We start from the raw sequence: 19,473 nt of genomic DNA, 5'->3' as shown, positions 1-19,473 counted from the left end.
CCCACATGGTCGAGCTAGAGGTCGCGGAGAATCGCCGCACGCTTGTCGTTGTATTCAGCCTCGGACACCAGTGACGCCAGCTTGAGCCGATCGAGCTCCGCAAGCCGGTCTGCCACCGAACCGCTGGTGCCGTTGTCCGTGCTGGACGACTGCTGAGCTCCGTCCGTCTTGCGCAGAATCGCATCAATCTGTTGACGGACAACAGGATTCGAGCGGATGTCCACCACACCGTCGGTGCCGATACCGTTGGCCCTGAGCACCTTCATGATCTCGAAGAGCGGCCCGGCCTGCCCGGTGAGGTCGTACTCGCGTCCCTGGGAGGAACTGCTGAACTTGGCCGGTACCTGCCCATTGAGTAATGCGCTGCGCTGCCAATCGATCTGGAATTGCTCGGTGCCGGGAACGACGAGCACGACCAGTTTGCCGCGCGAGAGGGTCGGCACCTGAAGTACCGATACCCGGGCCCGCGTCTCGGCGCGGAACGGGCTTATCCCGTCGCCGTGCACCTGCAGGGTCAGCTTGATGACCGGCTGGTCGTTGACGGTCATCCCCGTCTCATTTGCCGCCACCACGTCGGCGAGCGCGAGAATTCCGTTGGCCTCCAATAGCTTGCGGGCCTCGTCGTTCTTGGTGAACAGCAAGGTCAATACGAATGCCAAGACCACTATCCCGATGGTGATGCCGATACCGCTGTACAACATCCAGCTCGTGGCGGGTTCGTCGATCACGTAATACATCACGATGAAAATTGGCCCGACGATCCCACACAGCAGCGAGAAGGCCAGGATTTTGAGGAAGCGTGCGACCACGTTCATGGGGATCATCATCCTCCTCTCGCCCACGCCGATCATCAAAAACGGGCGAGGCAGGACGGGCCGGCATCCACGTTTGCGGCGCCGCTGAGCCGCCCCTCTGCAGCCCTTCGCCGCTGCGGGCACTCATCGCCGTTGCTCGACTCGGGAGTAGCCTCTAGCCCATCTACTGGCAGCACCAGCCAGAGCTTTCGGGGAGACGTACGAACGGGGTCGGCAATGTCGGGGCGGATCTATCAGCTGTTGGCGCTCAGAATCACGGCAATACTCATAGCGGCCACGCTGGTTTTCACCGGGCTGCTACACGGCGGAACAAGCTCAGTGGCTCAACAGCTCAGAAGGATGAGCGCGGATGTCGATCTGACCGGAATCACTCTGGGCCTCGGCGGCTCGGGCGACGGTCAGGGCCACACCCTTCCCTACAATTTTGGCTACCCTTCCACCTCCGAAGGATTGGCCGAAGCAGCCATCACACTGCTGCAGGTGGTCGGTGTCCTCCCGAACCTCGGCTACAAACCGCCCACCCATTCCGTCATTCCGGACGGCGACACATTCAAGGCGGTCGCATACCCAGCGGTAATCCCCTTCGTCGATGCGCTGTTCCGGGGCCCAGGTCAGTCCCTCGCCGAATCCGAGAAGACCGGCACCGAAAACATGCTGAAGGCCCTAGAAGACGTTCCCGGCGGCGAAAAGCTCACCATTGTCAGCATTTCGCAGGGCACCATGGTCGCCGAACGCGTGCGGGCAGAGTTGGCTCGCAGGCTCGCCAACGGCGAGCAGAACGTACCCAACCCCGAGTTCAAGATGCTCGGAAATCCCTACCGCCCAGACGGGGGCCTGCTGACCAGGTTCGCTTTCCTCTCACCATTGTCCGCGATTCTGGGCATCCCGTTCGGACGCCCTGGGCCCGCCGACAGCCCTTTCAAGACAACGGATTACGCAAATCAGTATGACGGATTCGCCGACTTCCCGAAGTATGCCAATCCACTGGCCATTGCGAATGCACTGGTGGGCATGGCAATCCAGCACGGGTTCCCGGGCTACTTCGTCGGAGATCCCAATGATCCGAATCGCGTGGAAACCACGGTCGGCAACACCACATACGTCACGTTCCCCAAGACTCTGCCGCTGCTGGCGCCATTTCGAATTCCACTCTCCTTGATTGGCGCGCAGCGCTTTGTCGACTTCATCGAACCCGTACTCAGGGTATTCGTCGAGATGGGCTATGACCGGACCGCCGATCCCAGTAAGGCACAACAACTTCAGCTCTTCACACCTCTCGGCAAGGTCACCGAGGCGCTGAGCAAGCTGCCTGCGGCAATCGCGCAGAGCCTGGAGATCCTCACAACCGGCAAGTACACACCGACATTGCCTAAACCGATCGTTTCTCCGGAGACGTCGACGCTGGACAAGCAGTCACCCGCCGCCGGGGATGACATGAAGGCGCTGGCCGCCGGCGAGAAGACCGAGACCGCACCACGTCCCACGATCGACGTCCCGGCACCCAGCGCGAAGCCGTCCACCCCGGCGGCAACCCTGAACGAAAACGCGAACACAAACGGTAGTGAGCCGGCGGCGGATCTCAAGCCTCTGGCCAAGCAGGTCTCCGCGGCGACAACAACAGACGAGGCCACCAACGGAAAGCGTTCCAGCGCAGAACCTACGGAAAGTTCGAACGTGGCCAAGCCGGTCGATACGCTCCCGTCCACACCGGCCGACAGGACTGCCTCATCGTCTCCGAGCGGGTCGGACACGTCGGCCGATGGTGGGACCGACAAGGTGACCGCGGTGGCGCCCGTTCGGGTCTCGACGACGTCCCCAAAGACCAAGACGCTGACGTCACCGAAGCCCGCCACGGCGACTCCGAGCGCTCAGACTGATCGCGGCGACGCGCCGACGTCAAAGTCCGAGCCCACCTCCACCACCGGCTCCACACGCGGCGTGAACAAGGTTGACGCAGCTTCGCCGACGGAAAAGACAACGCCCTCAAGCGCTATCACCGGTATCAAGCAGTCCGACAAGACAACGCCCTCGTCGACCATCGCAGGTTCCACGTCGGAGAAGCCCGGTACGTCGGCATCGACGGCTCGTGAGAACAAGTCCTCCCCCAGCGGGAACAAGCCTTCCGCGGGATACGAGGCGCATTCCGGTTCAACGAATGAGTCCTCGGCTTCCAAGGAATCATCGTCGGCCAAGCACACCGAGAAGGCGGCGGCCTAATCCAGAAAGGCCGCAGCGAACCCGTTGCGTGACAAACGCAGACTGCCGTCTTATATTGGCAATGGATGTTGTCAACGATGCCGACATCGCCGACAGGAGGCACTCGCATGCCCAAGCTCACCGTGGTCGACAAACCGCTCCCCGGAGAACCCCACCCGTACGACTACTACCACCGCCCCGGAATGGACTTACGCCCAATCCCTGAGGGCAAGAACGAATTCGGCTGGATCTGGCGCCACTGTCGCCACGTCCTGTTCGACAACTGGTTCGATGTCGAGGACCACGTCTCCCCGACCCCACTGACGCGGGTTTTCGACGATCACATGTGGCAGGGTGACGAGCTGATGGATGCAGTGGTGGCCATGTTCGAGCGGCTGGGATCCGCACAGGCGCGGCCCCTCTTCGAGCAGGCCATCACCCACGGTATCGACTCCCTGGACGATCCGCCGGAAGAGCTGCGCGCACTCCTGGAGGATGCCTACCGGATCCCGGACTGGTGGGACCCGGTCAAGGCGGAGCGCGGCCGGGTCCGCCTCAATCAGATGGCCGCGCCCACGGTGCTCCTGATGACATCGTTCGGAGTCTTCGACACCGTGATGAACTCGGACGTATCGGCCACCACCGGCGCCTCCGGCAGGTTCCGGGACCAGGGTCAACAACGCCTCCTTGAGACCGCACGCTTCTTCGCAGCACTGCGCGACCGCGATGCCATGCGTCCCGGGTCATGGCAGATACAGATGACACTGCGCGTGCGTCTCGTACATTCCTTGGCCCGCAAGGGCCTTCGCTCCGCGTGGGGGCCCGATAACTTCGCCAATTTCGGCGTGCCGATCTCCAACTCGTCAATGTGCGGATTCATCGAGGCCGAGTCACTGGGACAGATGCTCATCGAGCATCGGTTCGGCCGGCCATGCAGCCTCGACGAACTCGATGACGCGTGGCATTACATGACGCGATGGGCGTTGCTCTTCGGCATCACCGAGGAGATGTGCCCCAAGACCGGGACCGACGCGATGCACAATCTCGACTATCTGCTGGCACGCTCCGGCGACGCCTCGCGCTGGCGGGTCGAACTCGTCGAGGTCCTCTCGGCGCTGCCTTCGGCGGTCATCGCTCCCTTACCCATAGCACGTGTGCGCAGGCTGCTCAGCGACGCGATGTTCATCGCCGGTATCGGCGCGCCGGGCTGGGTCCTGATGGGCCCCAAAGCGATGGACGAATTCGTCCGCGGCACCAGCTATGAGCGGCTCCCCCGCCAACTCCCCGGCATGGCCCTGCACGCCGCGATGTCGGTCAGCGCCAGAATCGCCGCCATCCGCGATCGAGTGCCGGGCACGCACATGGCACGCAGGATCGTCTACGGCACCCTGCTGCCCAATCCGAGCACGGTGATGAACCCGGCCTTTGGCCTCCTCGAGAGGCTCAACAAGGTCACCTCGACCTACACCATGCACGACGACAACACCGCCGGGCGCGCCTTTGCCCGGTAGTTCGACAACTCACCACTTGTGAGCCCCGACCAGGCGGCCTAACATTGACAATGCACGTTGTCAATGAAGTCGACGTCACATCGCAGGAGGCGCTCGGATGTCCAAGCTCACCGTGGTCGACAAACCGCAGTCAGGCGAACCGCACCCGTTCGATTACTACTTCCGTCAGGGAATGGACCTACGTCCAATTCCCGAGGGCAAGAACGAATTCGGCTGGATATGGCGCCACTGCCGGCACTACCTGTTCGATCCCTGGTTCGACGTCGAGGACGAGGTGACCCCCACCCCGGCAACCCGGATATTCGATGACCACATGTGGCAGGGCGACGAGCCGATGGACGCCGTGGTGGAGCTGTTTCACGAACTCGGATCCGCCGAAGCTCGCGCCCTGTTCGAGCAGGCCGTCGAGCACGGCGTCGATAGCCTGGACAATCCTCCCGAGGCACTGCGCGCACTGTTCGCGGATGCCTACCGAGTGCCACAGTGGTGGGATCCGGAAAAGGCCGAGCGAGGACGGCTGCGCGCGCGACAGGTAACCACCGCGACCACCGCCGTCATGACGACCTTTGCAGTCTTCGATACCGTCATGAACTCAGATGTGTCGGCAGCGACCGGAGCCACCGGCCGGTTCCGCTATCAGAGTGCCCAACGACTGGCCGAGACCAACCGGTTCTTCTCGATGATCTTCGACCGTGACGGCCTGGTACCCGGCTCGGAGCAGATCAAACTGACCATGCGGGTGCGGCTGGTGCACTCCCTGGCCCGGCGGGGCCTGCGCAGCGCCTGGGGCGAGGACAACTACGCCCGGTACGGCGCACCCATCTCGAACGCATCCATGTGCGGGTTCATCGAGGCGATGCTGGGGGCGCTCCTTGTCGACTTTCGTCTCGGAAGGTCTTGCACGCTAAGGGAAATCGACGACGTCTGGCACTACCTGCTGCGGTGGGCACTGATGTTCGGGGTCACCGAGGACCTGCTGCCGCACACCGGCATCGACGCCATGCGCAATCTTGATTACCTACTGGCACGCTCGGGTGATGCCTCGCGCTGGCGCGTCGAGCTCGTCGAGGCGTTGGCCACGGGTATGTCGGGCGCACGCACCGGCCCGGTCAGGCGCCTCTTCGCGGAGGTGATCGCCGGCCCCGGCTCCATGCTGATGGGACCGGCGGCCATGGACGAGTTCTTCCGGGACACAACCTTTGAAGGCGTCAATCATCGTTTGTCGGGCTGGCTGTTCAGCAGAGCGGCCGCGGTCAACGCGCAAACGAGCGCCGCGATGGACCGACTGCCCGGAATCGGCCTGGTACGTCGGCAGTTGGACTCCTTCAACCCCAATCCCAGTGCGGTGCAAAACCTTTTGTCCGAGTTCATCGAGAAACGGGGCAAGGTGGCCTCGACGTACACCATGCACGACAACAACACCTCCGGGCACGCGTTCGCACGCTGAACTCGACGTTGGCGGCATTCGACGTTGGCGCACAACGAAAACGGCGCCCACCCCGAAGGGTGAGCGCCGTTTTCTTGGCGTCTTCAGATCACTTGAGGATCTTGGTCACGCGACCGGCGCCGACGGTACGGCCACCTTCACGGATCGCGAAACGCAGGCCCTCGTCCATGGCGACCGGCTGGATCAGCTTGACGGAGATGTCGGTGTTGTCACCGGGCATAACCATCTCGGTGCCTTCCGGCAGCGTCACAACACCGGTTACGTCGGTGGTGCGGAAGTAGAACTGCGGACGGTAGTTGTTGAAGAACGGCGTGTGACGGCCGCCCTCGTCCTTGGACAGGATGTAGACGCTGCCCTCGAACTCGGTGTGCGGGGTGGTGGTGCCGGGCTTGACCACAACCTGGCCACGCTCGACGTCCTCACGCTTCACACCACGAACCAGCAGACCGACGTTGTCACCGGCCTGGCCCTGATCGAGCAGCTTGCGGAACATCTCAACACCGGTGACCGTGGTCTTGGTGGTGGTGTCCTTGATGCCGACGATCTCGACGTCCTCGTTCACGTTGATCACGCCACGCTCGACGCGACCGGTCACCACGGTGCCACGACCGGTGATGGTGAACACGTCCTCGACGGGCATCAGGAACGGCTTGTCGGTCTCGCGGACCGGGTCCGGGATCGACTCGTCAACCGCGTCCATCAGGTCGGCAACGGTCTTGCCCCACTCGGCGTCGCCCTCGAGCGCCTTGAGCGCCGAGACACGCACCACGGGAGCGTTGTCGCCGTCGAAGTCCTGGCTGCTCAGCAGTTCCCGGACCTCCATCTCGACGAGCTCCAGGAGCTCCTCGTCGTCCACCATGTCGGACTTGTTCAGCGCGACGAGGATGTAGGGCACACCCACCTGACGGGCGAGCAGCACGTGCTCGCGAGTCTGCGGCATGGGGCCGTCGGTCGCGGCAACCACCAGGATCGCGCCGTCCATCTGGGCAGCACCGGTGATCATGTTCTTGATGTAGTCAGCGTGACCGGGGGCGTCGACGTGCGCGTAGTGACGCTTCTCGGTCTGGTACTCCACGTGCGAGATGTTGATCGTGATACCACGAGCCTTCTCTTCGGGAGCGTTGTCGATCTGGTCGAAGGCCGACGCCTCGTTCAAATCGGGATACTTGTCGTGCAGCACCTTCGTGATAGCTGCAGTGAGAGTGGTCTTGCCGTGGTCAACGTGACCGATGGTCCCGATGTTGACGTGCGGCTTCGTCCGCTCGAACTTCGCCTTCGCCACTTGTGTCCTCCTGGACTCTTGTTGTTATTACTTACAGTTTTGCGCCAGGGGCGCGGTGCTCCGGCGGACTATTCGCCCGTTGCCTTCGCGATGATCTCCTTCGACACGTTCGCCGGAACTTCGGCGTACGAGTCAAACACCATGGAGTAGTTAGCCCGGCCCTGGGTCTTCGACCGCAGGTCGCCGACATAGCCGAACATCTCCGACAGCGGAACCTGCGCCTTGACGACGCGTGCACCGCTGCGCTCCTCCATAGCCTGGATCTGGCCACGGCGGGAGTTCAGGTCGCCGATCACGTCACCCATGTAGTCCTCGGGTGTGGTGACCTCGACAGCCATGATGGGTTCCAGGATGACCGGCTGCGCAGACTGCGCGGCCTTCTTCAGGGCCTGCGAACCCGCGATCTTGAACGCCATTTCCGACGAGTCAACATCGTGGTACGCACCGTCGAGCAGCGTGACCTTGATGTTCACCAGCGGGTAGCCGGCCAAGATGCCGTATTGCATGGCGTCCTGCGCACCGGCGTCCACCGACGGGATGTACTCGCGCGGGACGCGTCCACCGGTGACCTTGTTCGAGAACTCGTAGGTGGCGCCGTCCTCGGCGTCCACCAACGGCTCGATCGAGATGATCACCTTGGCGAACTGGCCCGAGCCACCCGTCTGCTTCTTGTGGGTGAATTCGACGTTGTCGACCTTCTTGCGGATCGTCTCGCGGTAGGCCACCTGCGGCTTGCCGACGTTCGCCTCGACCTTGAACTCGCGGCGCATGCGGTCCACCAGGATGTCCAGGTGCAGCTCGCCCATGCCGCCGATGATCGTCTGGCCCGTCTCCTGGTCCAGCTTGACCTTGAAGGTGGGGTCCTCTTCGGCCAGCTTCTGGATCGCGGTGCCCAGCTTTTCCTGGTCGCTCTTGGTCTTCGGCTCGATGGCCACCTGGATAACCGGGTCCGGGAAGGTCATCGACTCGAGCACGATCTGGTTGTTCGGATCGCACAGGGTGTCACCGGTGGTGGTGTCCTTGAGTCCGATCGCGGCATAGATGTGACCGGCAGCTGCGGACTCGACCGGGTTCTCCTTGTTGGAGTGCATCTGGAACAGCTTGCCCAGGCGCTCCTTCTTGCCCTTGGTGGAGTTGACCACCTGGGTGCCCGAGTCGACCTTGCCCGAGTACACACGGATGTAGATCAACTTGCCGAAGAACGGGTGGGTGGCCACCTTGAACGCCAACGCGCTGAACGGCTCGTCGGTGTTCGGCTCACGCGTGATGAGCTCGTCTTCCTTGCCGGGCACATGGCCGGTGGTGGCGCCCACGTCCAGGGGCGTCGGGAGGTAGTCGATGACGGCGTCAAGCATGGGCTGCACACCCTTGTTCTTGAACGCGCTGCCACACAACACCGGGTATGCCTCGGAGTTGATGGTGAGCTTGCGGATCGCGGCCTTGATCTCATCGATCGTCAGCTCTTCGCCGCCCAGGTACTTCTCCAGCAGCTCTTCGTCGGTCTCGGCGACAGCCTCGAGCAGCGCGGCCCGGTACTCGTCAGCCTTGTCCTTCAGATCCGCGGGGATCTCCACGACCTCGTACTGCTCACCCATCTTGGTCTCGCCACGCCATACCTTGGCGTTCATCTCGACCAGGTCGACGATGCCCTCGAAGTCGTTCTCGGCACCGATCGGCAGCTGAATGGGCAGCGCGCGCGCACCGAGGCGATCCTCGATGGTCTTCACCGTGAAGTAGAAGTCCGCGCCCAGCTTGTCCATCTTGTTGACGAAGCAGATACGCGGCACGTCGTAGCGGTCGGCCTGACGCCACACCTGCTCGGACTGCGGCTCCACGCCTTCCTTGCCATCGAAAACGGCAACGGCACCGTCGAGCACGCGCAGGTTGCGCTCCACCTCGACGGTGAAGTCGACGTGTCCCGGGGTGTCGATGATGTTGAGCTGGTTTTCTTTCCAGTACGCGGTCGTCGCGGCGGACGTGATCGTGATGCCGCGCTCCTGCTCCTGCTCCATCCAGTCCATGGTGGCTGCGCCATCGTGGACTTCACCGATCTTGTAGGTGATACCGGTGTAGAAGAGGATGCGTTCGGTCGTGGTGGTCTTGCCGGCATCGATGTGCGCCATGATGCCGAAGTTGCGGACCTTGTTCAGGTCGGTCAGCACTTCCTGTGCCACAGAAGTTTCCGCTCTTTCGCTTCGAATTTAGGAAGGGTGCGCTGGACGCGCTGGCGGGCCTCGCTATGAGGTGAGGCCCGTCAAGATCACCAGCGGTAGTGCGCGAACGCCCGGTTGGCCTCGGCCATCTTGTGAACATCCTCGCGGCGCTTCACCGAAGCACCCAGGCCATTGCTGGCGTCCAGGATCTCGTTCGCCAACCGCTCAATCATGGTCTTTTCCCGGCGAGCCCGCGAGAAGCTGACCAACCAGCGCAGGGCCAGGGTGGTGGAGCGATCGGGACGAACCTCGACCGGCACCTGGTAGGTGGCGCCACCGACGCGGCGGCTACGCACCTCAAGGGCGGGCTTGACGTTGTCCATCGCACGCTTGAGCGTCACGACCGGATCGGTGCCGGTCTTGTCGCGGGCCTGCTCCAGGGCGCCGTACACGATGCGCTCGGCGATGGACTTCTTGCCATCGAGCAGCACCTTGTTGACCAGCTGGGTCACCAGCTGGGAGCTGTAAACCGGGTCGTTAACCAGGGGGCGCGACGGCGCGGGTCCCTTGCGTGGCATTAGCTCTTCTCCTTCTTGGCGCCATAGCGGCTGCGAGCCTGCTTGCGGTTCTTGACTCCCTGGGTATCCAGCGAGCCGCGGATGATCTTGTAGCGCACACCGGGGAGGTCCTTCACACGACCACCGCGCACGAGCACCATCGAGTGCTCCTGCAGGTTGTGACCCTCACCCGGGATGTAAGCGGTGACCTCCACCGCGCTGGTCAGCCGCACACGGGCCACCTTCCGCAGCGCCGAGTTCGGCTTCTTCGGGGTGGTGGTGTAGACGCGGGTGCACACGCCACGGCGCTGCGGGCTGCCCTTCAGGGCCGCAGTCTTCACCTTGGCGATCTTGTCCCGGCGACCCTTACGGACCAGCTGGTTGATGGTTGGCATGTACCGGCTTTCTGTCTCTAGCTACTACTGGGCTCTAGCACTGCGAGCCCTTCTAAAGGCCCTTTGTCCTGCGGTTTTCGCCCGATTCGGTATCCCGAGGCCGGGCGTGTCGCACGCACCGCGGCCGCGAAGAAAAACTCCTTCACCCTCTGGGCATGCGAATTGACCTGGCGCCTTATTTGACCCCCACTGGGGCTACCAGCGGTGGCCATTGGCCAGGCACAGCGCCCTACCATACCAGGGCTGATCACAGTGAGACAAACTCGCCTACCAGGGACAAAGCGCTGGTAGGCGGCGACTCACCAACACCCGAGCAACGCGCCCGACTGAGCCGCCCACTCTGCGCGCCAAACGCTCATCGGAACACTCTGCTCGTCGCACCAAACGCTCATCGGAACACTCCGCTCTTCGCGCCAAGCGCTCATCGGAACACTCCGCTCTTCGCGCCAAGCGCTCATCGCCGCTCGGCGAGGCCCGAGGCGAAGCGGTGCACCATCTCCGTGAACGCGATATCGGGATCCATCTCGATCCCCGCCATGAAGCCGGTCATCTCCAACATGACGAAACCGTGCATCGCCGCCCACAGCTCGACACCGGCGTGGAAGGCGGTGTCTTCATTGAGTCCGTACACGCCGATGGCCTCGGTCGCGGGTTTGGCCAGCTCACGTGCGTCGATGGTCGGGCGATTCACGTCGTCCAGGAACGGCATCCGGGTCAATGCGGCATATCTGCCGGGATGGTGGTGCGCGTAACTGCGGTATGCGCCTGCCATCGCCAGGATCGCATCCTCGCTGGAGCGGCCCGAACTCACGGTGTGCAGCATGCCGACAATCTCGGCGAGCACCCGGTCGCGCACCTCGTGGCGCAGATCATCCAGGCTATCCACATGGTTATAGAGCGACGGCCCCTTGGTGCCGAGCTCGACGGCCAATGCGTTGATGGTCAACGCATCCCAACCCGCCCGGTCAAGAAAGGACAGCGCGGCGTTGACGACGGTGTCCCGGTTGAGCCGCGTTGCCCGCGCAGGGGATCTGCGGTGCGCGGTTGCGGGCTCGGTCGTCACGTGTGGCCGCCTTCGAGGGTGAGTCGTTCTAGTTCGGGCTATTTGGCACGGCCTTCTGGGCAGATGGCCTGCTATGACCCTATCTCCCCCATCGCCACCTTTGTGTTTGTCTGCCCATCGAGCCTGTCGTGGCGTGCCGTGGCTTATTCTCATCGAGTGATCAGGACGGCGAAATGAAACACGTTCTAGTTTCTGTCGGGCAGTGCCTGCTGGTCGGTGTCCTGGTGACCGCCGGTATCGCCGCATTGACGAGCTCACACACCGTGCGTTCGGACCTTGCCGACAACATTCGGCTGGCCAAGAACGGCGACACCCACATCACCCAATACGGCCTCGTCACCACCATCGATTGCGGCGACTCCACGGTCTTTGTGAACGGATCGCAGAACGTCATCACCGCCTTGGGCAGCTGCTACGCGATCTCGGTGCAGGGGTCATCCAACACGATCATCGCCGACAACGTGGTCAACGACATCACCGTCTACGGCTTCAACCAGAAGGTGCTGTACAAATCCGGCGAGCCGGCGGTCATCGATCGCGGGCGCGAGCTGGGCATGATGAATTTCATCGACCGCATTCCTGGCTGACCCACTCCCGTCACCCGAATCTCGGGATACTTGAGGGCATGTCCCACACTCGCCCGATCCTTGCCGCCCTTGCCATCGCCGCCACCGCCCTCGGGCTGGCCGGCTGCGGCGCCATCAAACCCGGTTCGAGCAATCCGACACCCGGCACCTGGACTCCCCCATCCAGTAGCGCTAGCAGCAGCACCTCCTCCAGCGCCAGCACACCGACGTCGGCACAGGTCAACATCGGCGACGAGACCGTCATCGGATATTTCGGCCAGACCACGACGGCTGCCTGCGAAGCGGGCAAGGGGCTGAACATCACCGGCGCCAACAACACGCTCACCATCACAGGCGCCTGCGACAAGGTCACCGTCTCGGGCTTCTCGAACACCGTCACGTTCGACGAGCTGAAGACCCAGGTGACCGTCACCGGTTACGGAAACAAGCTGACGTACAAATCGGGCAACCCCAAGGTCAACAACTACGGAAGTAACAACACGATCCAGAAGGCTTCCTAGATCCTGCTCACAGCACGGTCTGCACGATCTGCTCGACCAGTTGGCGAGCGGCGGCACAGCTGTCCCCGCCCTTGCGGTACTGAACCCACCAGGTCAGCGAACCGGTGCCGGCCGGAACCGTGACGCCACAGCCGGAACCGGGGCCGCTGCTGGTGAATCCCTTGCGACTGTTGATCGTGATGTCGGCGGTCTTCTGCCCCATCCCGTCTGCCGACTTGCGGTCGCGCTCGACGTCACCGCCCTCGTAGTACGCGTACAGCAGGTCGATGAGATTTCCCGCATCATCGGCGGCAACCCAATAGCACAGTGCGCCAAAGAAATTCTGGTAGATCTGGGCGGCCTTGACGGTCTCGACAATGGTCTTCTCATCGAGGGGGCCGCATTGCCCATTGGCGAATCCGTACGGATCCAGCTTGTCGTTCTCGCCCCGGTCGTGGGAATTCAGACCCGAACCGGGCGCGACGGCGGTCCCATCCACGGTGCGCGCGCAACCGGTCGGTCCCGCGAGCAGCAGCACCACGACGGCCAGGGGGCCGACGATCTTTCTCATTGCTTGCCCACCTTGCCCAACAGTGAGTCCATCAGGGTGTCGACGGCCTTGCACGGATCATTCTTGACGGCCCCCGTTTGCAGTGACCAGTGCAGGAAGTCTGGTCCCGATCCGGCCGATAGCTCGCACAGCCCGACATTGCTCACGCGGTAACCGGGATAGGACTTGGTCGTCACCGATTCCACCGTGTGCCCGAGGTTCCGCGCGACCGACGCTTCCTTCTGTGCCGAACTACCCCGGTACCAATAGAGCGAGAGGGAGGTATCCCCCGTTCCGGGTCCGGTGGACCAGCGGCAGCCCAGCAGGCTGTCCACATCCCGTTTGAGACCCGGAACACCCACCGCCGCAGTGATTTCCGCATCGGTCATGCCGCCGCAGTCACCGAGCTTGAAACCCTTGCCGGGCCCGTTGTTCACCTCGGGCACAGTGGTCACCTGGACGTCGGGCGATCCGCTGCCGCCGTCGCCGTCACCACTTGAAGACGGCCGAGACGAACATCCGGCCAGCACCACGGCGGCGATGACCAGGGCCGACACCGGGGCAATCCGCACACTCACGGTGTCCACAGTACGTCCGGTCCCTCGTATGTCCGAGCGTGTCGGCGCCCCGCCTCTGGCGTGTCAGACTCCGGCGCCGTGGCGACCCGCGCCCGCGGCGAACCGGCCGGCGCCTTCCAGCGCTTCGGCCGCTACGCGTTCGATGCTGCCAAACTCGTTGTCCAGGGCCGCTTCCTCGGTCATCCCCCACTGCGCGATGGCCGAATCACGGTCGGCGCGCACGCATTGTTGCGGGAAGGCGGCAATCTCGGCGGCCAGCGCTTCGGCCGCCCGACGTGCCTGACCGCGCGGAACCACCCTGTTGGCGAGCCCGATATCCAGTGCCTCGTTCGCCGTGACGGGACGTCCGGTGAGGATGAGATCCATCGCACGCGAGTGCCCGATCAGCCGCGGCAACCTGATGGTGCCGCCGTCGATGAGGGGCACACCCCAGCGCCGGCAGAAGACACCCAGCACGGCATCCTCCTCGACCACCCGAAGGTCACACCACAACGCGAGTTCAATCCCGCCGGCGACGGCATGCCCCGATATCGCCGCGATCACCGGCTTGGACAGCCGCAGCCGCGAGGGGCCCATCGGGCCGGGACCATGCGGGTGCAGTTCGTTTCCGCGATCGGTGCCCATTGCCTTGAGATCTGCTCCGGCACAGAATGTTCCGTTATCACCCCACAGCACCGCCACCGACGCCTCGGGATCCGAGTCGAATTCGGTGAACGCCGCCAGTAGCGCCGCCGCGGTCGGGCCGTCGACGGCGTTGCGGGCCTGGGGCCGATTGAGAATGACCGTCGTCACCGCTCCCGCCTTCTCCACCCGAACGGCCGGTTCCACATTTTCACTCATAGGGAGACTTCCTCCATCTCGGCGGTATCCCGCAGCGTCACCAGCTCATCCTTGAATTCCCGATAACGGGAACGTATTTCGTCGGCAGGCCAGTCGGCCGGCAACAGCTCGTCCGGCAGCACGGGGTCTGCCAGCAGATGCCGCACCATCGCCGCGGCCAGCACGAACCGCGCGGGAATCGCGTCCGCCTGGTCCCACCACCGCAAGAGGGCCGTCGCGTACTGCGACCATCCAGGTAGATCCCACAGCTGAGCGGCCAACGCTTCGGGTTGGTCGGCTCGAGTGTGTAAAACCCACACGTGGTCGGTGACCGACGGCGGCAGGTCGATCTCCAGATTCTCCGGGCGCAGCCACACGCCCTCTCGCAGTTCTCCGAAACGGCCCTGCCGCAGGGTCGTTCGTAGGTCGTTGCGGTCGCGGGGGTCCCGGCCCACGCTGGTGATCACCAGCTGCGTCCAGGTGCCGTCCCAGGAGCCTCGGTGCGGGTCGCACGCCTCGTCCTGCCGAAGCTGGCGGGCCTGCAGACGCTCGGCGAGCCGGTACCCCGATTCGGTTCTCGCAAGGTCCCCGGCGGAGACCATGCGAGTGAGTGCCACCCGCACCGTGGTGTCACTGATACCGAACAAGGTGGTCAGTGACCGGATTTCCCGGACCGACAGCTCGGCCGGATGCGCCCCGAGTAGCAAGCTCAGGATGACCGAGCGCGCGGTCATCGGGTGATGATCGACCGGATTTTCGAGCACTACAGTTCGGTGGGCTTGCGGCCGTAATCGCCAAAGGGCTCGTCCCGGTGCCGGACCGCCTGTCGATAGCCGTTGGTGATGGCATCGGCGGTGAACGCGTGGGCCTCCGGGGTATGCCGGGAAATGCCATCAAAAACGGTGCCGACCATGGCGCTATTGGCGATCCCCTGATTGATGAGCACCGAGTTGCAAGCCAGCTTGATCATCATCAGCTGATTCAGCGGCATCGCCGCGATCCGCTCGACCAGCCGCTCGGTGCGTTCGTCCAGTTCGGCCGGATCGGGCGCCTCGACCGCCAGACCCCAGTCGTAGGCTTGTTTACCCGACAGGCAATCTCCGGTGAGCAGAAGACGTTTCGCGCGTTGGTCACCGAGTCTGTGCGCCCACAGCCCGGTGGCGGGGACGCCCCATACCCGCGTGGGCGGGTATCCGATCTTGGCATCGGCGGCGACGATCAACTGGTCGGCGTGCAATGCGATGTCGGTACCGCCGGCCACGCAATAGCCGTGCACCTTCACGACTGTCGGTTTGTTGGCATGCAACAGCGAGGAGAAGCCGCGGGTGAACCGGCTCATCATCTGGTAGTCGAGCATGGGGTCCCAGTTGATGTTCGGCAGGTGGTTGCGCAACTGTACTTGCCCGTCCAGGGCGGTGCCCGAATACTGTGCCGAGCCTTCGTCATTCGCCTCGGCATAGGCACTCAGATCGAAGCCGCCGCAGAATCCATCTCCCCGGCCCGATACCAGGATGACATGCACCTGCGGGTCCAGGTCGGCACGTTCCACCAGTGCCGCCAGCTCCAGCGGCGTCTCCGCGATGATGGCGTTGCCTTGCTCAGGACGGTTGAAGGTGATACGCGCGACTCGATCGGTGACCTCGTAGGTCATCGTCTTCAAGGTATCCATATTTTCCAATCCTCGCGCAGGCGGCTCATCCACCGGCTAGTTACCCGCCTTGACGGTCGCCCGCTCCAGGATCGGGGAAAGATCCAAACCTGTTGGAAGAGTGCCGAATGCCCCGCCCCAATTGCCTGCCAGCCGGGTCGCAAGGAACGCTTGCGCTACCGCCGGATGACCATGACGGACCAGGAGCGCGCCCTGCAGCGCCAGACAGATGTCCTCGGCAACCTTACGGGCGCGGTACATGACGGAATCCAGATCGCTGAGCTGCGAATGCAATCCGTTGATATGGCGATCCAATCGCTCGTCTTGTCCCTGGGCAAGGGCAAGCTCCTTGAACAGCACCTCGATGCACTCGGGCTTGGTGGCCATGGCCCGCAAGGTGTCCAGGGCACTCACGTTGCCCGACCCCTCCCAGATCCCCATCAGCGGAGCCTCGCGGTACAGGCGTGGCAGCCCGGAGTCCTCCACATACCCATTGCCGCCCAGACATTCCATCGCCTCACCCGCATGGGGGGTGGCGCGCTTACACACCCAATACTTGCTAGCGGCCAATCCGATACGACGCAGCAAGGACTCGGTCTCATCCCCCCGGGTGGCACGGTCGGTGGCTCCCGCCATCCGCATCGCGACCATGGTGGCGGCCTCGGCCTCGATTGCGAGATCCGCGAGCACATTACGCATCAACGGCTGATCGATGAGGTACTCGCCAAAGGCCTTGCGGTGCTGAGCGTGATGCATGGCCAGCGCGACACCCGTGCGCATGCTGGTGGCCGATCCGAGTGTGCAGTCCAGCCGCGTCATGTTGACCATCTCGATGATGGTCTTGACGCCCTTCCCCTCCTCACCGACAAGCCACGCAGTGGCGTCGTCGTACTCAACTTCCGAGGATGCATTGGAGTGGTTACCGAGCTTGTCTTTCAAGCGCTGCAATCGCATCCGGTTCCGGGTGCCATCGGGCAGCACCCGCGGCAGGAAGAAACACGACAGGCCGCCGGGTGCCTGTGCCAGCACCAGGAAGACATCACACATCGGCGCCGAGGTGAACCACTTGTGCCCAACCAGCGTGTAGCTGCCATCGGCATTCGGCGTGGCGGTGGTGGTACCCGCGCGCACATCCGAACCGCCCTGCTTCTCGGTCATCGACATACCCGCCGTCAGCCCCGCCTTGGTGGCGGGTACCGCCAGCACCGGGTCATAGACGCGGCTGGACAACAGTGGTTCGTAGATGGCCGCCAGTTCGGAGTTGGCACGAAGCGCCGGAATCACCGCGTAGGTCATCGATATCGGGCACATGTGGCCCGGATCGGCCGTCCAGACACCGGTCTTCGCCGCGCGCACGACATGGGCACCCGGGCGGTCGTCGGCCCACGGTGCGCCGTGTAAACCATGGGCGATCGCCTCGCGCATGAGCTCGTGGTAGGCCGGGTCGAAATCGATTTCGTCGACGCGATGCCCCCAGCGGTCGTGGGTGTGCAGCACCGGGCGGTTGCGGTTCGCCAGCTCCCCGGCGCGCTGCATGCGGTCGGTGCCGTTGAGTTCGCCGACCTCGACAACCTCATCGACGCCCCACTGACCGCCTTCGCGGATGAGCGCTTCCATCAGCACGGGACTGGTCGCGGCGTTGTAGTCGCGCAATGGAGGGACCTGGTTGGTGACGACATGCGTATCGGCCATGCATCCAGTGTTACATTTCCGCGACAACCGCACAAGATCTGTTCGTCTCCCCTTTTCGGGCTCCCGGTGCGCTAGAAAGAAGGCGTGGAGAAGGTCGTCTTCGTATTGCGCCAACCGTCCGATGCGGCCACCGACGAGTGGGCCGGGCAGTTGCGCACAGCAGTCGCCGACAAGCTCCAGGCGGTCGGCGTGCACGGTTTCACCGTGTGCGTGCATGACGACGCCGTACGCGCGGCGACCCTGCGCCTCGTGACCCTGGACCCACCCATCGCCGCCGCGGTCTGCGTGTGGGTTCAGCAGTCGTACGGCCCACAGATACGCGAGATCGAGGCAATACTTGCCGGTACATCAGCGGCCGTGCACGGATATCTCGTTACCGAATCGGTGCCACTACCCTCTCCTGACACCCAAAGCGATTCGCGATCAACGGGTTTCACCAACATCGCGCTGTTGCGCAAACCCATCGAGATGCCCTTCGAGAAGTGGCGCCAGCAGTGGCAGGGAGTGCACACCCAGAACGCGCTCGAGTTGCAGTCGACGATCGGATACGAACAGAACCTGGTGGTGCGGGCCGTGACCGTCGACGCGCCCGCGATCTCGGCCATCGTGTTCGAGCAATTCCCGGCCGCGGCCCTCACCGATCCGCTGGCCTGGTACGGCGCCTCGGATCAACAACAACTCGGCCGGCGCGTGGTGGCAATGCTTGAGAGCGTCAAAGCCTTTGGTGCCGATACCAATATCGATACCGTCGCGACCAGTAGATACGACGTGATCCGGCCGTTCTAGCGATCTCTCACGACCTCGGTAGTTTCACCGGATTGACATACAACCAAATGGTTGTAGATTGAAGACGTGACCGAGTCGGACGAGGACAAGGCCGATGCCATGTTCCATGCGCTCTCCGACCGCACCCGCCGCGACATCCTGCGGCGAGTGCTGGCCGGCGAGCACTCGGTCTCGACACTCGCGGCGGACTACGACATGAGCTTCGCCGCAGTGCAAAAGCACGTCGCCGTGCTGGAAAGGGCCGGGCTGCTGACGAAGCGACGTCATGGCCGTGAACAGCTGGCCAGCGGCGATGTGGAAGCAGTTCGTTCTGTCGGCACCATGCTCTCCGAGCTGGAGCAGTTCTGGCGCGGCAGGATCGCTCGCATCGATGAACTGATCGCATCCGAACCACCGACGAGCAAACCACCACGGAAAGAATGAAACATGCCTGTCACCAACGTTACTCACGATATCGACACGCGCACCATCGCCATTCATGCCGAGTTCGCGGCACCGATCGGCCGGATCTGGCAGATCTACGCCGACCCGCGTCAGCTCGAAAAGGTCTGGGGTCCGCCGAGTTGCCCGGCCACGTTCGTCGACCACAACTTCACGCCGGGTGGCCGCGTGAACTACTACATGACCGGACCAGAGGGCCAGCGGTACGCCGGCTGGTGGGAGATCATCGCGATCGACGAACCAAACAGCTTCGCCTTCACGGACGGATTTTCCGACGAGAATCTGAATCCGGTGGACAATATGCCGGTTTCGACGAACGTGTACACATTCGTCGAGGAAGACGGCCGTACCCGCGCGACCTACGTCAGCACGTATGAGACCGCCGAAGCACTGCAGAAGGTGCTGGACATGGGCGTCATCGAGGGTGCGTCGTCGGCGATCAACCAGATCGACGAGCTGGTCCGCTCCTGAGCG

At 63.4% G+C, this 19,473-nt stretch carries 20 protein-coding genes; 8 read left to right on the top strand and 12 right to left on the bottom strand.

All coding sequences use genetic code 11. From position 1 onward, the window contains the following. Nucleotides 1–14: 14 nt before the first annotated feature. Nucleotides 15–815, bottom strand: coding sequence for a hypothetical protein (locus tag BKG76_RS16085; protein ID WP_109420885.1), 801 nt, complete (start codon nt 813–815; stop codon nt 15–17). Nucleotides 816–1,031: 216 nt separating this feature from the next. Here BKG76_RS16085 and BKG76_RS16080 point away from each other — a divergent pair, with 216 nt between their 5' ends. From BKG76_RS16080 to BKG76_RS16070, 3 genes are all read left to right on the top strand, one after another. Further along, a complete protein-coding gene (locus BKG76_RS16080; protein ID WP_070938495.1) occupies nt 1,032–3,032 on the top strand; it encodes a PE-PPE domain-containing protein in 2,001 nt (666 codons plus the stop codon). A gap of 107 nt (nt 3,033–3,139) precedes the next feature. Next, nucleotides 3,140–4,522: an oxygenase MpaB family protein gene (locus tag BKG76_RS16075; RefSeq protein ID WP_070938494.1), complete on the top strand. Its 1,383-nt coding sequence runs from the start codon at nt 3,140–3,142 to the stop codon at nt 4,520–4,522. A gap of 97 nt (nt 4,523–4,619) precedes the next feature. Continuing rightward, nucleotides 4,620–5,969: an oxygenase MpaB family protein gene (locus BKG76_RS16070; RefSeq protein WP_070938493.1), complete on the top strand. Its 1,350-nt coding sequence runs from the start codon at nt 4,620–4,622 to the stop codon at nt 5,967–5,969. Nucleotides 5,970–6,057: 88 nt separating this feature from the next. On the opposite strand, the gene tuf is transcribed toward BKG76_RS16070, so the two are convergent. The 5 genes from tuf to BKG76_RS16045 all read right to left on the bottom strand — a co-directional run bounded on the left by tuf (nt 6,058) and on the right by BKG76_RS16045 (nt 11,419). Further along, nucleotides 6,058–7,251 carry an elongation factor Tu gene (gene tuf, locus BKG76_RS16065; RefSeq protein ID WP_030096667.1) on the bottom strand — a complete coding sequence of 398 codons (1,194 nt, stop codon included), beginning with the start codon at nt 7,249–7,251 and terminating at the stop codon, nt 6,058–6,060. A 68-nt stretch (nt 7,252–7,319) separates the two neighbouring features. Then, nucleotides 7,320–9,425 carry an elongation factor G gene (fusA, locus tag BKG76_RS16060; RefSeq protein ID WP_070938492.1) on the bottom strand — a complete coding sequence of 702 codons (2,106 nt, stop codon included), beginning with the start codon at nt 9,423–9,425 and terminating at the stop codon, nt 7,320–7,322. An 86-nt stretch (nt 9,426–9,511) separates the two neighbouring features. Next, nucleotides 9,512–9,982 carry a 30S ribosomal protein S7 gene (rpsG, locus tag BKG76_RS16055; protein WP_070938491.1) on the bottom strand — a complete coding sequence of 157 codons (471 nt, stop codon included), beginning with the start codon at nt 9,980–9,982 and terminating at the stop codon, nt 9,512–9,514. Next, complete coding sequence (gene rpsL / locus BKG76_RS16050) at nt 9,982–10,356, bottom strand: 30S ribosomal protein S12 (protein WP_003929602.1); 375 nt, start codon at nt 10,354–10,356, stop codon at nt 9,982–9,984. Before rpsL ends, rpsG begins: the two co-directional genes overlap by 1 nt. Nucleotides 10,357–10,810: 454 nt before the next feature. After that, complete coding sequence (locus BKG76_RS16045; protein WP_070938490.1) at nt 10,811–11,419, bottom strand: TetR/AcrR family transcriptional regulator; 609 nt, start codon at nt 11,417–11,419, stop codon at nt 10,811–10,813. A gap of 206 nt (nt 11,420–11,625) precedes the next feature. On the opposite strand from BKG76_RS16045, the gene BKG76_RS16040 reads away from it, so the two are divergent. Then, nucleotides 11,626–12,006: a DUF3060 domain-containing protein gene (locus BKG76_RS16040; RefSeq protein ID WP_070939285.1), complete on the top strand. Its 381-nt coding sequence runs from the start codon at nt 11,626–11,628 to the stop codon at nt 12,004–12,006. A 38-nt stretch (nt 12,007–12,044) separates the two neighbouring features. After that, nucleotides 12,045–12,506: a DUF3060 domain-containing protein gene (locus tag BKG76_RS16035; protein ID WP_070938489.1), complete on the top strand. Its 462-nt coding sequence runs from the start codon at nt 12,045–12,047 to the stop codon at nt 12,504–12,506. A gap of 7 nt (nt 12,507–12,513) precedes the next feature. Here BKG76_RS16035 and BKG76_RS16030 read toward each other — a convergent pair whose 3' ends face one another. Genes BKG76_RS16030 through BKG76_RS16005 form a run of 6 tightly spaced genes read right to left on the bottom strand, consistent with a single transcriptional unit; the run spans nt 12,514 to nt 17,772 of the window. After that, complete coding sequence (locus BKG76_RS16030) at nt 12,514–13,056, bottom strand: DUF3558 domain-containing protein (protein ID WP_070938488.1); 543 nt, start codon at nt 13,054–13,056, stop codon at nt 12,514–12,516. Then, complete coding sequence (locus BKG76_RS16025) at nt 13,053–13,622, bottom strand: DUF3558 family protein (RefSeq protein WP_070938487.1); 570 nt, start codon at nt 13,620–13,622, stop codon at nt 13,053–13,055. Before BKG76_RS16025 ends, BKG76_RS16030 begins: the two co-directional genes overlap by 4 nt. A gap of 54 nt (nt 13,623–13,676) precedes the next feature. Continuing rightward, nucleotides 13,677–14,441, bottom strand: a complete 765-nt coding sequence (locus BKG76_RS16020; protein ID WP_165611538.1) for a crotonase/enoyl-CoA hydratase family protein — start codon at nt 14,439–14,441, stop codon at nt 13,677–13,679. Between the two features lie 8 nt (nt 14,442–14,449). Next, nucleotides 14,450–15,166, bottom strand: coding sequence for a PaaX family transcriptional regulator C-terminal domain-containing protein (locus BKG76_RS16015; RefSeq protein ID WP_070939284.1), 717 nt, complete (start codon nt 15,164–15,166; stop codon nt 14,450–14,452). A gap of 29 nt (nt 15,167–15,195) precedes the next feature. Next, nucleotides 15,196–16,101: a crotonase/enoyl-CoA hydratase family protein gene (locus BKG76_RS16010; RefSeq protein WP_070938485.1), complete on the bottom strand. Its 906-nt coding sequence runs from the start codon at nt 16,099–16,101 to the stop codon at nt 15,196–15,198. Nucleotides 16,102–16,137: 36 nt separating this feature from the next. Next, on the bottom strand, nt 16,138–17,772 hold the full coding sequence (locus tag BKG76_RS16005) for an acyl-CoA dehydrogenase family protein (RefSeq protein WP_070938484.1): 1,635 nt from the start codon (nt 17,770–17,772) through the stop codon (nt 16,138–16,140). Between the two features lie 84 nt (nt 17,773–17,856). Between BKG76_RS16005 and BKG76_RS16000 the strand changes: the two genes are divergently transcribed. From BKG76_RS16000 to BKG76_RS15990, 3 genes are all read left to right on the top strand, one after another. Next, entirely contained in the window at nt 17,857–18,558 is a 702-nt protein-coding gene (locus BKG76_RS16000; RefSeq protein ID WP_070938483.1) for a hypothetical protein, read from the top strand. A 66-nt stretch (nt 18,559–18,624) separates the two neighbouring features. Next, nucleotides 18,625–18,981: an ArsR/SmtB family transcription factor gene (locus tag BKG76_RS15995; protein WP_070938482.1), complete on the top strand. Its 357-nt coding sequence runs from the start codon at nt 18,625–18,627 to the stop codon at nt 18,979–18,981. A 3-nt stretch (nt 18,982–18,984) separates the two neighbouring features. Beyond that, nucleotides 18,985–19,470, top strand: coding sequence for an SRPBCC family protein (locus BKG76_RS15990; protein ID WP_070938481.1), 486 nt, complete (start codon nt 18,985–18,987; stop codon nt 19,468–19,470). Nucleotides 19,471–19,473: the final 3 nt, after the last annotated feature.

This window comes from Mycobacteroides franklinii (assembly GCF_001853795.1).
Taxonomy (GTDB): Bacteria; Actinomycetota; Actinomycetes; order Mycobacteriales; family Mycobacteriaceae; genus Mycobacterium; species Mycobacterium franklinii.
Note: the sequence above shows the minus strand (reverse complement) of the source record. Positions and strands in the feature narration are given on the sequence as shown.

What these genes read in the sequence shown, in the direction of transcription:
- BKG76_RS16015 (WP_070939284.1), bottom strand. Translation starts at nt 15,166, where the DNA reads ATGACCGCGCGCTCGGTCATCCTGAGCTTGCTACTCGGGGCGCATCCG.
- BKG76_RS16070 (WP_070938493.1), top strand. Translation starts at nt 4,620, where the DNA reads ATGTCCAAGCTCACCGTGGTCGACAAACCGCAGTCAGGCGAACCGCAC.
- BKG76_RS15990 (WP_070938481.1), top strand. Translation starts at nt 18,985, where the DNA reads ATGCCTGTCACCAACGTTACTCACGATATCGACACGCGCACCATCGCC.
- BKG76_RS16080 (WP_070938495.1), top strand. Translation starts at nt 1,032, where the DNA reads ATGTCGGGGCGGATCTATCAGCTGTTGGCGCTCAGAATCACGGCAATA.
- BKG76_RS16035 (WP_070938489.1), top strand. Translation starts at nt 12,045, where the DNA reads ATGTCCCACACTCGCCCGATCCTTGCCGCCCTTGCCATCGCCGCCACC.
- BKG76_RS16085 (WP_109420885.1), bottom strand. Translation starts at nt 815, where the DNA reads ATGAACGTGGTCGCACGCTTCCTCAAAATCCTGGCCTTCTCGCTGCTG.
- BKG76_RS16005 (WP_070938484.1), bottom strand. Translation starts at nt 17,772, where the DNA reads ATGGCCGATACGCATGTCGTCACCAACCAGGTCCCTCCATTGCGCGAC.
- rpsL (WP_003929602.1), bottom strand. Translation starts at nt 10,356, where the DNA reads ATGCCAACCATCAACCAGCTGGTCCGTAAGGGTCGCCGGGACAAGATC.
- BKG76_RS16075 (WP_070938494.1), top strand. Translation starts at nt 3,140, where the DNA reads ATGCCCAAGCTCACCGTGGTCGACAAACCGCTCCCCGGAGAACCCCAC.
- BKG76_RS16030 (WP_070938488.1), bottom strand. Translation starts at nt 13,056, where the DNA reads ATGAGAAAGATCGTCGGCCCCCTGGCCGTCGTGGTGCTGCTGCTCGCG.
- BKG76_RS16010 (WP_070938485.1), bottom strand. Translation starts at nt 16,101, where the DNA reads ATGGATACCTTGAAGACGATGACCTACGAGGTCACCGATCGAGTCGCG.
- rpsG (WP_070938491.1), bottom strand. Translation starts at nt 9,982, where the DNA reads ATGCCACGCAAGGGACCCGCGCCGTCGCGCCCCCTGGTTAACGACCCG.